The 13,022-nt window shown below is 64.7% G+C and carries 12 protein-coding genes and 1 tRNA gene; 4 read left to right on the forward strand and 9 right to left on the reverse strand.

Annotated elements, in window-relative coordinates; all coding sequences use genetic code 11:
• Positions 1 to 75: 75 nt before the first annotated feature.
• The 3 genes from ACGYLO_RS05485 to dtd are packed head-to-tail and all read left to right on the forward strand — an operon-like array spanning position 76 to position 2,310.
• Entirely contained in the window at positions 76 to 1,188 is a 1,113-nt protein-coding gene (locus ACGYLO_RS05485) for a TFIIB-type zinc finger domain-containing protein (RefSeq protein ID WP_271687977.1), read from the forward strand.
• The gene (locus ACGYLO_RS05490) at positions 1,185 to 1,862 is read left to right on the forward strand and encodes a nitroreductase (RefSeq protein ID WP_271687979.1); all 678 of its coding nucleotides are present in this window, start codon (positions 1,185 to 1,187) and stop codon (positions 1,860 to 1,862) included. The genes ACGYLO_RS05485 and ACGYLO_RS05490 overlap by 4 nt, the downstream gene beginning before the upstream one ends.
• A gap of 1 nt (position 1,863) precedes the next feature.
• On the forward strand, positions 1,864 to 2,310 hold the full coding sequence (gene dtd / locus ACGYLO_RS05495; RefSeq protein ID WP_271687981.1) for a D-aminoacyl-tRNA deacylase: 447 nt from the start codon (positions 1,864 to 1,866) through the stop codon (positions 2,308 to 2,310).
• A 191-nt stretch (positions 2,311 to 2,501) separates the two neighbouring features.
• Here the strand turns inward: dtd and ACGYLO_RS05500 are convergent, their stop codons facing one another.
• The 5 genes from ACGYLO_RS05500 to ACGYLO_RS05520 form a co-directional block, all read right to left on the reverse strand.
• Positions 2,502 to 2,762, reverse strand: a complete 261-nt coding sequence (locus ACGYLO_RS05500; RefSeq protein ID WP_271687982.1) for a hypothetical protein — start codon at positions 2,760 to 2,762, stop codon at positions 2,502 to 2,504.
• Positions 2,752 to 2,994, reverse strand: coding sequence for a DUF1127 domain-containing protein (locus ACGYLO_RS05505; protein ID WP_271687983.1), 243 nt, complete (start codon positions 2,992 to 2,994; stop codon positions 2,752 to 2,754). The genes ACGYLO_RS05500 and ACGYLO_RS05505 overlap by 11 nt, the downstream gene beginning before the upstream one ends.
• Positions 2,995 to 3,254: 260 nt before the next feature.
• Positions 3,255 to 5,135 carry an acyl-CoA synthetase gene (locus tag ACGYLO_RS05510; protein WP_271687984.1) on the reverse strand — a complete coding sequence of 627 codons (1,881 nt, stop codon included), beginning with the start codon at positions 5,133 to 5,135 and terminating at the stop codon, positions 3,255 to 3,257.
• 148 nt (positions 5,136 to 5,283) lie between these two features.
• A complete protein-coding gene (locus tag ACGYLO_RS05515; RefSeq protein WP_271687985.1) occupies positions 5,284 to 7,095 on the reverse strand; it encodes an ABC transporter transmembrane domain-containing protein in 1,812 nt (603 codons plus the stop codon).
• A gap of 154 nt (positions 7,096 to 7,249) precedes the next feature.
• Positions 7,250 to 7,323: transfer RNA gene (locus ACGYLO_RS05520), tRNA-Gly, on the reverse strand.
• Between the two features lie 168 nt (positions 7,324 to 7,491).
• Here ACGYLO_RS05520 and ACGYLO_RS05525 point away from each other — a divergent pair.
• A complete protein-coding gene (locus ACGYLO_RS05525) occupies positions 7,492 to 8,433 on the forward strand; it encodes a YihY/virulence factor BrkB family protein (protein WP_067267703.1) in 942 nt (313 codons plus the stop codon).
• On the opposite strand, the gene ACGYLO_RS05530 is transcribed toward ACGYLO_RS05525, so the two are convergent.
• The 4 genes from ACGYLO_RS05530 to ACGYLO_RS05545 all read right to left on the reverse strand — a co-directional run bounded on the left by ACGYLO_RS05530 (position 8,424) and on the right by ACGYLO_RS05545 (position 12,988).
• The gene (locus ACGYLO_RS05530; protein WP_271687986.1) at positions 8,424 to 9,005 is read right to left on the reverse strand and encodes a hypothetical protein; all 582 of its coding nucleotides are present in this window, start codon (positions 9,003 to 9,005) and stop codon (positions 8,424 to 8,426) included. The two genes, ACGYLO_RS05525 and ACGYLO_RS05530, sit on opposite strands and share 10 nt — an antisense overlap.
• On the reverse strand, positions 9,002 to 11,242 hold the full coding sequence (locus tag ACGYLO_RS05535; RefSeq protein ID WP_271687988.1) for a molybdopterin cofactor-binding domain-containing protein: 2,241 nt from the start codon (positions 11,240 to 11,242) through the stop codon (positions 9,002 to 9,004). Before ACGYLO_RS05535 ends, ACGYLO_RS05530 begins: the two co-directional genes overlap by 4 nt.
• 1 nt (position 11,243) lies before the next feature.
• Positions 11,244 to 11,702, reverse strand: a complete 459-nt coding sequence (locus ACGYLO_RS05540) for a (2Fe-2S)-binding protein (protein WP_271687989.1) — start codon at positions 11,700 to 11,702, stop codon at positions 11,244 to 11,246.
• A gap of 125 nt (positions 11,703 to 11,827) precedes the next feature.
• A complete protein-coding gene (locus tag ACGYLO_RS05545) occupies positions 11,828 to 12,988 on the reverse strand; it encodes a hypothetical protein (RefSeq protein WP_271687990.1) in 1,161 nt (386 codons plus the stop codon).
• Positions 12,989 to 13,022 lie beyond the last annotated feature (34 nt).

Genomic DNA, 13,022 nt, shown 5'->3' on the forward strand with positions numbered 1-13,022 from the left:
TCCCGCCCGTGGCCCCTCAGGTCCACGGGCCACCCCCATCCGCTCCGCCGCGATTGACCTTGCAAAGCACCCCTTATGTCCGCCACCGATCTGCCCCCCGCCGCCCCGCTTGAAGAGCACCGTTTCCCCTGCGACACCTGCGGGTCGGACATGCGCTTTGACCCGGCGCAGGCGCTGCTGATCTGCGATCACTGCGGCAATGTGGAGCCGATCGACGGCAACGGGCGCCACGCCCATGCCATCGCCGAACAGGACTTTCGCGCTGGATTGCAGGCCGCCCTGCCCGCCGCTGAGATGGAAGAGACCCGCGTCACCACCTGCCCCAACTGCGCAGCGCAGGTGGAATTCGAGCCCGGCAAACACGCCGCCGAATGCCCTTTCTGCGCGACGCCCGTGGTGATCGACACCGGCACCAACCGCCATATCAAACCCCGCGCCGTGCTGCCCTTCGCCCTGCCCGAAGAACGCGCCCGCGACGCGATGAAAGACTGGCTCGGCAGCCTTTGGTTCGCCCCCAACGGGCTGCAACAATATGCCCGCAAGGGCCGCCGGATGCAGGGCATCTATGTGCCCTTCTGGACCTATGACGCACAGACCGCCTCCAGCTATCGCGGGGAGCGTGGAACCGTCTATTACGTCACCCGCACCGTCATGCGCGATGGCAAGCGGGTGAAGCAGCAAGTGCCGAAAATCCGCTGGCGGGCCGCTTCGGGGCGGGTGGCACGCTTCTTTGACGACGTACTGGTGCTGGCCTCCCGGTCGCTGCCCAAGAAACACACCGACGCGCTGCACCCTTGGGACCTCTCGGCGCTGGAGCCCTATGCGCCCGAATATCTCGCCGGTTTCCGGGCCGAAGCATATGGCATCACGCTGGAGGAAGGCTTTGTTCAGGCCCGCGCCCATATGGACCGGGTGATCGAGCGGGACGTGAAGTTCGACATCGGCGGCGACCGCCAGCGGGTGCATGACATCAATACCCAAGTCAGCGATGTGACCTTCAAACATATCCTGCTGCCGGTCTGGCTTGCCGCCTATAAATACCGCGGCAAGACCTATCGTTTCGTGGTGAACGGCCATTCCGGCAAGGTGCAGGGCGAACGCCCCTATTCCGCCATCAAGATCACCTTTGCCGTGGTGCTGGGGCTGATCGCCGCCGCCATCGTCGGCTATTTCATGGCCCAGCAATGACCCAGACTTACGACCAGTTCACCGACCTTTTGCAGGCGCGCTATTCCTGCCGCGCCTTTCGGCCCGATCCCGTCCCCAAAGAGAGCATCACTCAGATCGTCAGCGCCGCGCGCCATGTGCCCTCGTGGTGCAATGCGCAGCCATGGCAGGTGACCATTACGCGCGGCGCGGGCACCGATGCCTTTCGCGCAGCCCTCCTTGAAGCCGCCAGCGCCGACACCCCGGTCGCGCCGGACCTGCCATGGCCCACGGGCTACTCCGGGGCCTATGCCGAACGCCGCCGCACCTGTGGCTTCCAGCTTTACGACGCGGTGGGCATCGCCAAATCCGACCGCGCCGCGCGTCAGGCGCAGATGCTGCGCAACTACGCGCTTTTCGACGCGCCGCATGTGGCCATCGTGACCGCCCCGGCCGAGCTTGGCCCCTATGGCGCGATGGACTGCGGCGGCTTCGTCACCGCCTTCACCCTCGCCGCGACAGCGCTTGGCGTGGCCAGCATCCCGCAGGCCGCCATCGCCGCCTATGCGCCCTTGGTACGCGAAGTGCTAGCGTTGCCCGAGGATCGGCTGGTGCTCTGCGCGATCTCCTTCGGCTATGCCGATGAGACGCATCCCGCGAACGCCTTTCGCACCGAACGTGCCGCCCCCTCTGACATTATCGATTGGAAAAACTGACATGCGCGCATTGCTGCAACGGGTAACCGAGGCTTCGGTCACGGTCGAGGGCGAGGTTATCGGCAAGATCGGCCCCGGCCTCCTGATCCTCGTCTGCGCCATGCCCGAAGACACCGAAGAGACCGCCGAGAAACTGGCCTTGAAGATCTCCAAACTGCGGCTGTTCAAGGACGATGGCGGCAAGATGAACCTGAGCCTAGCCCAAACCGGTGGCGGCGCCTTGGTGGTGAGCCAGTTCACCCTCGCCGCCGATACCTCGCGCGGCAACCGCCCCGGCTTTTCCGGCGCAGCGAAGCCCGAGAAGGCCGAGGCGCTCTATTCCCATTTCGCCCGCAGCCTCGCCGGGCTCGAGATCCCCGTGCAGACCGGACGGTTCGGCGCGGATATGGCCGTGGCGCTGGTCAACGACGGGCCGGTGACCCTCTGGCTCGATACGGCGGCGCCCTGATAGTTCGGTGGAAAGCATGGGCCGGCAAGCTTGGGAGGAGGTAAGCTTGCCGGCCGGTATAACGGGTCCGGGAGGAGGAGGACCGTTAATATGCGGTGTCAGATCAACCCGGGAAGGAGCGGGGTCTGGCACCTGACAATGCAGCGCGTAAGGCGCGACATTGATGGCTGAGGGTCTATAAGCGCAGTGTCTTAGAGACCGTCGTATTCTTCGGTCACCAGCGCTTGGGCGTGCTGGGGAATTTGGTCGCGGTCGATGCCCGCACGCTCAAGCTGTGCGTCGCTCATGCTGTTGAGGACGGCCTGCATGCGCGAGATCTGCATCTGGGTGACGCCACGCGCCAGCAGGTTGCCGACCTTGCCCGCAGCGGTGCCAAGCGCACCGAGAACCGGAGCGGTCGCATCACGCAGGGAGAAACCGTGGGGGGCGGATAGGGTGTTGTCATACTTCATAGGTCTGTTCCTTTGAAAGTTCTTCCGACGCCACACGCCGGATCTCGCACCGTGCGATGCCGATATCGGACAGTTCGCGATCGCTCAGTACGTTGAGTTCTGTGAAGGTTCGGTTGTAAGCTGCGCGCCGGGCCTTGATCTGGGCCACGCGACGGCGCATGCTGTCAACGCTGTGATGAAGCCCATCGAGCGCGGAGCTCAGGGTAGTGCCACGTGAGATTGCCATCGTCATAAGCGCAACTCCTTTCAGAATGCTGCAAGTGCATTATCAATGCTGCAATGCAGAAGTAGTACGCTCTGACCCTATTTTGAACCCGCAGAATTTGCATAGGCGCTATGCCCGAAACGAAAGGCCGGGGGCTAACTACAGGTAAACAGCCTAAAATTTTTGCGCTGATACACAGGAAATGTGCATCGGCGCAACGCAGCGGGGCTGCAATCAGGGGATTTGGGGACGGGCGGCGGCGTGCCGCCCTTTCTTGTGTGAGTCGATTAGCTCACCGGTTCCCAAGGGCGTGTGTAGACGCTGAGCACCTTTGACACCTCGTCATGGGTCGCGTCGTTCATCGTGACCTGCGCGACCAACCCACGCTTCTTGTCGTCCACCACCTCGGTTACCCGCGCGGCACAGCCCGCCTTTTCAAGGCTGCCATTATAGACCCGCGTGATCGCGTCCTTGCGGAGATCGGGTTTGAAGATCTTGCCAACAGCCGTCTTGGGCAGCTCGTCCATGATCTTGAGGTGCTTGGGCTGGGCTGCGCGTTCCGCGACATGTTCGCGCGCATAGGCCAACAGTTCCTCTTCGGTGACATTGGCCCCCTCGACGAGTTCGACAAAGGCGCAGGGCACCTCGCCCGCGTGGGGGTCGGGCTGGCCGATGGCACCCGCAAAGGCGACGGCCTCATGGCCCAGCAGCGCCTCTTCGATTTCGGCGGGGTCAATGTTGTGCCCGCCGCGAATGATCAGGTCCTTGGCCCGGCCCGTGATCCAGATATAGCCATCGCTGTCGATCCGGCCCAGATCGCCGGTGCGCAGGTATTTGCCGTGGTAGAAGAGGTCTTTGTTCTTGTCTTCCTCGACATAGGTATGGCCCGAGAAGACGCCGGGGTTCGAGACGCAGATCTCGCCAATCTCATCCGTCTCCGCGTCGATCGGACCATCCACGGTGCCCTTGATGATTCGCACGTCCGAATAGGGGAAAGCGATACCGATGGAGCCGACCTTCTTGATGCCGTCCGTCGGGTTGCAAGAGACAAGGCAGGTCGCCTCGGTCAGACCATAGCCTTCGACCAGCGTGACGCCAGTGGCCTTCTCAAACCGGCGGAAGAGTTCCAGCGGCAGCGGGGCGGAGCCGGAAAAGGCGGTTTTCACCGTGCTGACATCCGCATCGATCGGGCGCTGCATCTTGGCCGAAATCGCCGTGGGCACGGTGATGATAAAGGTGATCTTCCACCGCTCCACCAGCTTCCAGAAGTTATCGAACACCCCATCCCCGCGATAGCCCTGCGGCGTGGGGAAGACCACATGCGCGCCCGAGGACACGGCGGCCATCAGGATCACATGGCAAGCAAAGACGTGGAACAGCGGCAGCGGACACATGATATTGTCCTGCTCGCTGAACAGCAGGCGGTGCCCCAGCCAGCCGTTGTAGATCAGCCCGGAATATTTGTGTTGCGCCACCTTTGGCATCCCGGTGGTGCCGCCAGTGTGGAAATAGCAGGCAACGCGATCCTCTTGCACGTCCTCAAAGTTGAGCGAGGTGTTCTGCTTGGCGATCTCCGCGTTGAAGTTGAGGTATTTGGCTTGGTTGTTCACCATCCCCTTAGGCCGCACCAGCGGGACGATCCAGCTTTTCGGCGGGGTGAGATAGCGCACCAGATCGACCTCGAGCACCGTGTGCACCTTGGGCGCAAGCCGCACCGCTTCGGCGGTCTTTTGGGCCACATCCGTTTTGGGGAAAGGCCGCAGGGTGACGACGACGGAGGCGCCCACTTCGCGCAGGATGGCACCGATCTGTTCGGCGTCCAGCAGCGGATTGATCGGGTTCACGATCCCGGCCACGGCACCGCCCAACAGGGTGATCGTCGTCTCGTTACAGTTGGGCAGCACATAGGCCACCACGTCCTTCTCACCCACGCCGAGGCTGCGGAAGAGGTTCGCCGCCTGCGTCACGCGGCCATGCAACTCTTTCCAAGACAGCGTTTCGGCCTTGTCCTTTGGGCCCGAGAAAATCTGATAGCTGACGGCATTATGGTTGGGGAATTTCGCGGCCGTATTGCTCAGCATTCCGTAAAGCGTCTTGGCCACGTCGCGGTCTTCCCACGGCATTTCCGCCGCGATGGCATTGCGGTCTTCGATCCCGGCGAATGTCATGGTGTCTCCTCCCCTGTGCCGGTGTTCCGGCTTATTCTCCTCGCGCCAGATTGCGGCGAAACGCGCCGTTTCGCAAGCAATCGGCGGCAACAAACGCAACGTCACACTAGGGTGACGTAACGCCGGGGTTGCACTGTTCAAGGGCGGCTCAGGCCGCGGCGGCGGCCCCATCGGTGAACTGAAGCCGCGCCAGGCGCGCATAAAGCCCGTCACTGGCGACCAATTCGTCGTGGGTGCCGATGGCCGCGATGCGCCCGGCCTCCATCACCACGATGCGGTCGGCCTTTTTCACGGTGGCCAGACGGTGGGCCACGATCAGCGTCGTGCGATCCGCGCTCAGCCGGTCGACGGCGGCCTGCACCAGACCTTCGCTCTCGGAATCCAACGCCGAAGTAGCCTCGTCCAGCAGCAGAACCGGCGCGTCACGCAGGATGGCGCGGGCGATGGCGATGCGTTGTTTCTGCCCGCCCGACAGCATCACGCCGCGCTCGCCCAGATAGCTGTCATAGCCATCGGGCAGCGCGGTGATGAAGTCATGCGCGGCGGCGGCGCGGGCGGCTTCCTCGACCTCGGCGTCACTGGCATCGGGGCGTCCGAAACGGATGTTTTCAGCCGCCGTGGCGGCAAAGATCACCGGGTCTTGCGGCACCAGCGCGACCGAACGGCGGAAGTGGTCCCGCGCCACGTCACGCAGGTCGACCCCATCCAAGGTGATCTGCCCCGACTGCGGGTCATAAAAGCGCAGGATCATCTGGATGATCGTCGTCTTCCCCGCGCCCGAGGGGCCGACAAAGGCCACCGTCTCGCCGGGGTTGATCTCAAGGTCGACACCATCAAGCGCCGCCACATCGGGGCGCGCCGGATAGGTGAACTGCACGTTCTCAAATGCGATCCGGCCCGCGACAGGCTGCGGCAGGCTGCTCTGGCTTGCGGGCGCCGGGTCTTGCACCGTATCCTCGCTTTGCAACAGGTCGATCAGCCGCTCCGTGGCGCCCGCGGCGCGCTGCAACTCGCCCCAGATCTCTGACAGGGCAGCGACCGCGCCCGCGACCATGACCGCGTAGATCACGAATTGCACCAGCGCGCCCGCGCTCATCACATCCGCCCGCACGTCGCGCGCGCCGATCCACAGCACGCCCACCACCCCCGCGAAGACCAGAAAGATCACGATCATCGTCATCACGGCGCGGGTTTTGATCCGGCGCTGCGCGGCATCGAAAGAGGCTTCGGTCATCTGCGCGAATTGGCCCCGGCTCGCCGCTTCATGGGTAAACGCCTGCACCGTCTGGACCGCGCCCAGCGTTTCAGAGGCGTTGCCGGAACTCGCCGCGATCCAGTCTTGGTTCTCGCGGCTCAGCACCCGCAGGCGGCGGCCCAGCGTCAGGATGGGGATCACCACGGCGGGCACGATCAGCAGCACCAGCCCGGTCAGTTTGGCCGAGGTCAGCAGCATCAGCCCCAAGCCGCCCACAAAGATCAGCAGGTTGCGCAGCGCGATCGAGACCGAAGAGCCGATCACCGAGAGGATCAGCGTCGTGTCGGTGGTGATCCGGCTCAGCACTTCACCGGTCACGATACGCTCATAAAAGGCGGGGCTCATGCCCACGACACGGTCGAACACCGCGCGCCGGATATCGGCCACCACCCGTTCGCCCAGCCGTGTCACCAGCGCATAGCGCAGCCCGGTACCAAGGGCGAGCAGCCCCGCGATCAACAAAGCGGCGATGAAATAGAGATCGAGCAATTCGCTCTCCCCCGTGCCGAAATTGTCGATCACCCGCCGGACCGCCAAGGGCAAGGTGAGCGAGATCATCGCGGTCAGCACCAGTGCCGCCCCGGCGGCGGCCATCAGCCAGCGATAGGGCGCCATGAAGGGCATCAGCGCCGCCAAAGCCCCGATCCGCCGCGACTTTTCGCGTTCGTCTTTGGCGCTTGGTGCGGGGGCTGGGGTGCGTGCCATGGGCTTTCCTTTGTCTTTCCACATCGGTCATGGCGCGGGGGCTGGGCGGGGTCAAGCAAGACCGCCCCGATAAGGACAATCTGCCGCCCCCGACAGACAGCGGCGGGCGCATCTATCCCGCGCGGCGGCGGTCATGAAAGCTTCGGGGAAAGAGTGGAGCGGGCGACGGGAATCGAACCCGTATCATCAGCTTGGAAGGCTGAGGTCTTACCATTACACAACGCCCGCGCTACGGCTCCTCTCCTATTTTATCGCTCCCTGAGCGTCAAGTGGAGCGATGCCCCTTTGGCAAGATCAATCACATGAGCCTGCTCTTGCCACTGGCCCGTCATCAAGGTGGCAGCCCGGCCCAAGGGGCACTAGCTTAGCCTCACGGGATGAAAACGAGGCATTGGAATGGACGCCAGACCAGCCCAAGACCAAAAGCGCGAGGTCGTCATGACCCACGGTGTTCTCAGCGAGGACCCCGAGGATCTGTTTCACGGCACCGGGCTGCGGGTGGTGCGGGCCGTCCTGCACGAGGCGGTGCTGCGGCTGTGGAGCGATGATGCTTTCGGGATGGCCGGAAATGTGGCCTTTCGCGCGCTGCTGGCGATTTTTCCGTTTCTGATCTTCACCAGTTCGCTCACTGCCTTTGTCGGCGACCGGTCGATGGCCGACGACCTGATCCATTTCCTGATCGCCATCGTCCCCCCTGCCCTGATCGAGCCGATCGTGTCGGAGGTGGAAAAGGTCATGACCGTGCCGCGCGGCGATCTGCTGAGCGTGGGTATCCTGCTGACCGTTTGGTTCGCCGTGGGCGGGGTCGATGGGGTGCGCGTGGGGTTGAACCGCGCCTATGGGCTACGCGAGACGCGGTCGGTCTTTACGATCTACGCGGTGCAGGTGGCCATGGTGCTGCTGGCGAGCCTGATCCTCGTGATCGTGGGCTATCTGTTGGTGCTCGCCCCCCGGGCCGGGTCTTGGCTGCATATGTTGATGCCGGGTTTCGATCCGCGCTCGGTTACCGTGGGGCTGGTCCGTTTTCCCGCCTCGGCCACGATCCTGCTGGTCGCGCTTTTTGCGGCCCATGTGATCCTGCCCGCACGGCGGACGCGGTTTAACAACATCTGGCCCGGGGTTGTCGCCACCGCCGCTGCTTGGACGGTGCTGGCGGTGCTGTTCTCATCCTACCTGCGCAGCTTTGGCACCTATGCCAGCTATTACGCGGGCATGGCGGGGATCATTGCGGCACTTTACTTCATGTATCTTGCCGCACTGGTGCTGATTTTTGGCGGTGAGTTGAACCGCGCGTTGCGCATCCGCAGATTGGCCCGCGCGATGAGCGATCAGCCCTGATCCCCTGCGCAGGGCGTGCCCGCAGCGCCCCAGACCGTCATGTCATGCACCAGCGCATCGAGCGTCCCTTCGGGCACCGATCGCCCCGCGCCGGGGGCGAAACCCCAGTTCACGAAGGCCGAGTTTTGCAGGTGGTCGACCAGAGAGGCGATGTCATGGCCGTCATTGGTCTCAGGGTCGCGCAACTGGATGCAGACCTCGGCTGAGGACTTGCCGAACCACGCCAATTCCACCGGCGGCAGCCGCCAAGCATCGTCGATATGCGGCGGGGCATGGGGCACGGTGTTCGCGGCGGCAGAGGTGACGTGGCAGGCGTCGCAAGGGATGCTCTCGGCCCCGATCCGGCTCTCGCCCGCGCGCACATTCATGCCGTGCTCCGCCTCCGGCCCATAGCCCAAGCCCTGCCACATCGGCTGACCCTCTTCGCCGACATGGCAATTGGTGCAACGCGGATGCGCGGTGACGGTGAAAATCCGATCCCAAGCGGCCAGCCCCTCGGCGCGATCGGGCGCCTCCTGCGCAAAGGCGGGGACGGCCAGCATGAGGGCTGCGCAGGTCGATAGATATCTCATGCGAAATCCACGGATTTGGAGAGGGGAAGTTCACGGACCCGCTGGCCCGTGGCGGCAAAGATTGCATTGGCCAGCGCAGGCGCGGCGGGCGGCACGCCCGGCTCGCCAATGCCGCGCAGCTTGCCGCCATTCTCCAGCCCGCGCACCTCGATCTTCGGCGTCTGATACAGCCGCAACCCTTCGTAGAGGTGGTAATTGTCCTGCTGCGGCACCCCGTCGCGATAGGTCAGTTCGCAGTTCATCGCATGGCCCAAACCCCAGATCACCGCGCCGGAGAGTTGCGCCTCGAAGTTCACCGGATCCATCACGCGGCCCACTTCGGCGGCAACGAAAACGCGGTCGATCTTGAGGCCCGCGTCGGTCTGGCTGACCTCGACCACCTCGGCCACCGGCACGCCGAAGGACAGGCAAAAGGCCAGCCCGCGGCCCCGCCCCGGCCCGAGGTCCGCACCCCAATCCGACATTTCGCCCACAGCCTTCAACACCTTGCGCGAGGGCGCATGGGTGCAAAGGCGCAACCGTTCCTCCAAAGGGTCGACACCCGCCGCATGGCACATCTCATCCATGAAGCTTTCGTGCAGGAAGCCGTTGCCCGATGCCCCAACCGACCGCCAAGAGCTGACCGGCACCATTGCGGGCACCCGGTGGCCGGTCACGCGGTAATCGGGGATCGCGAAGGGCTGATCCCACGCGCCCGCCACGATGGCGATGTCGGGGCCGAAGACCGGCTGGTTCAACCGCGCCATCTGCGATTCTGCCGTCGAAGGTGCCGCGATGGCCAGATCATAGGCCGCGATCTGCCCCTCCGAGACTTTGCCCCGCGCCCGCGCCATGGCCAGCGGGCGGGGGAAGTCATGGGTGAAATCCTCCTCGCGCGACCAGACCATCTTGATCGGCGTGCCGGGCAGTTGCATCGCCACTTCGACGGCGCGCAGGGTATAGTCATCCTCAAGCCGCCGCCCGAAACTGCCGCCTGACATCAGCACATGGATATGCACATTCTCAGCGTCGATCCCGGTAAGCGCGGCGACATTGGCCTGCATGAAACGCGGGATCTGCGTGCCGGTCCAGATATCGACGCGGGCCTTCTCCAGCTTCACCACCACGCTCATCGGCTCCAGCGGGGCATGGGCCAGATAGGGGATGCGGTACTCGGCCTCCAACACCTCCCCATCGGCCAGTGCTGCGGTGACATCGCCGTCATCGCGAAACCGGCTGTCCTGCCGGTCATCGGTGAAGGAGGCCGCCACGGCTTTGAATTGATCCGCCGTGTCGCCGATATAGGGCGACGGGCCCCAATCACATTTCACCGCCTGCGCGGCCTGAAAGGCCCGCCAGGTGTTGTCTGCCACCACCGCGACACCGCCGGTGATGGGCAAGACCGCCTTCACGCCGCGCATCTTTTCGGCGCGGCCCGCGTCAAAGCCCATGATCGCCCCGCCCTGCGCCGGGTTGGTGCGGGTCGTGGCGTGAAGCATCCCCTCCATCATCATATCGATGCCATAGGTCTGGGTGCCAGTGGATTTGGCCATGATATCGGTGCGCATCTGCGTCTTGCCAAGGTGCCGCCACGCGCCGGGGTCGCGCAGCGTGACCTCGGTCACCGGGTCGATCTCCGCCGCGGCTGCGGCGAGGTCTTGATAGGCCAGCCGCATGCCGTCGGGCAGCACCACCGCGCCCGCCTCGGTCTTGATTTGGCTCCGCTCTAGCCCTGTCTGCGCCACGGCGGCGGCCAGCAGCGTTTCGCGGGCCACGGCCCCGGCCATGCGCAGCCGGTCGTACATATCCGGCACGGTCGAACTGCCGCCGGTCAATTGCAGGCCGAGCAGCTTTCCCGCCACATCCGAGGCGCCGCGCCCGGTCCGCGCCAGCAGCGTTTCCGAGGTCGCGGCGATCGGCATCGCCTCAACCCCGACCACGCCGTTGTAATAGACCGGCGAGGGCGGCCCGGGCGTGATCTGCACCGTGTCGAGGTCGACATCCAATTCCTCGGCGATCATATGGGCTTGGATCGAATAGGCCCCCTGCCCCACATCGGCGCGCGGGGTGATCAGGGTGACGCCGCTCGCGTCGATCTTGACGTAAGGCGTGATCGCCGCCGCGCCGGGTGGCAGACCAGCGAGCAACGGGTTCTTCAGGTCGCGTTTGTACAGGTAGGTGCCAAAGGCCACGCCCCCGGCAATGGCGGCGGAGCCGACGATGAAACTGCGGCGGGTGATGGTGCGCAGGCGCGACATGTCAGGCCCCCCGCAGCCGCGCGGCGGCGCTGTGAACGGCGGCGCGAATACGCGGATAGGTGCCGCAGCGGCAGAGGTTCCCGCTCATCGCGGCTTCGATCTGATCGTCGGTCGGCTCGGGGTTCAACTCCAGAAATGAGGCCGCCTGCATGATCTGCCCCGATTGGCAGTAACCGCATTGCGCCACCTGATGCTCCACCCATGCCGCCTGCACCACATGCAGCGCTTCGGGCGTGCCCAAGCCTTCGATGGTGGTGACATCGCCGTTCACATCCGCCGCCCGCAATTGGCAAGACCGCACGGCCAGCCCATCGACATGCACCGTACAGGCCCCGCATTGCGCGATGCCGCAGCCGTATTTCGGCCCGGTGATCCCCAACTCGTCGCGCAAAACCCAGAGCAGCGGCATGTCGTCTTCCACGTCCACCTCGTGGACCGTGCCGTTAACCGTCAATTCCATCGGTGATCCTTCCGCGCTGGTGCCCCCAATGTAGCGGGCAGCGCCTATCGCGCAAGACCGCGCGAAGCGGCTCGCGCAGCGTCACCTTGGCAGGGCGGGCATGGCGGCGGGTGCCGCCGCTTCGCTTATTCGAGGTCTTGCGCCGTCAGCGCGCGGTGAATTTCGCGACGGACCAATTTGCGCACATTGCGGGTGATCCGCTCGCCCAAGGCCCCCTGAAGCTCGGCGCGGACGATCTCGGTCACCATGTCGCGCAGTGCTTCCTCGTCGAGGAACTGATCCTCACCCGCGCTGCCCGCCTCCTGCGCGGGGGCGGCATAGTCGAATTCCGGCGCGGTGGCGGCAGGATCGGCCACACGCGGGCCGCTGTCGGCGAAACGGCGCACCTGCTCTTCGAGCTGCGGTGTCGTGGGCTGCGGGCGGTTTGGGGCTGGCGTCTCAGCCTCTACCGTCGCCGTATCGGCAATCGGGGCCTCTGGCGCGTCAAGCTCCGCATCGTCTTTCCACTCCATCGCCGGAGGTTCGGTGCCGGAATAGTCATTATCGCCGGGCGCGTCCGGATCCCAATCGTCAGAGATCTTGCCAATGGCGGTCTCAAGCGCCGCCAGCTTGTCGCTACGGCTGGCCCCGGTCGCCTTAGCCACCGCGTCGGAAACGGCGCGGGCCCGGGCCTCATCCGCGGTCTCAGACGCGGGGGTGCGATAGTCCTCGGCATGCAAATCGCTCGGATCGTCATGCAGCATGTCATAGTCCAAGGGCGAGACCTTCGCCGGATCAACAGCAGCGGCCTTTGGGCGATCCTCGCCATCCGACGTGGCGACCCTAAGCGCGGGGGTCAGCACCAACCGGTCACTCGACGCCGCGGGAGCCTTCTCGGCAGGCGGGGTCGCCGGGTGACGGGCCGAGACGAATGGACGCTCTGCCTCATCGACACTGTCTTCCGCTTCGGTCTGCATGGCTTGGGTCAAGCTCAGCGGCTGCGGCGCGGCTTTGGGTGTTTCACCGACGCCCTCGTCAGAAGCGGGACGCGCCGTGCCGCCCGAAGCTGTGCGCAGCGACAGGTGCGGGGTGAAATCCTCAGAGGTCACGCTATCCGATGTCGGCTCGTCCAATGCGCCCCGCATGCTTTTGAACGCGGCACCGGTGTCATTTGCAGAATCGGCAGCCTCCGACTTGGAAACCGGCGTAGGGTTGGACGTTTGCAGGGGACGCTTGTCTTCGGACACCAATCGGCGAATCGACGACAGGACGTCTTCCACCTCCGCGTTTGTGACGGGTTCGGACATATTTCTCTACCACTCTTGCCTCGCGGATAGCTTA

This window comes from Sulfitobacter sp. 1A13353, from assembly GCF_043557255.1.
GTDB lineage: Bacteria > Pseudomonadota > Alphaproteobacteria > Rhodobacterales > Rhodobacteraceae > Sulfitobacter > Sulfitobacter faviae.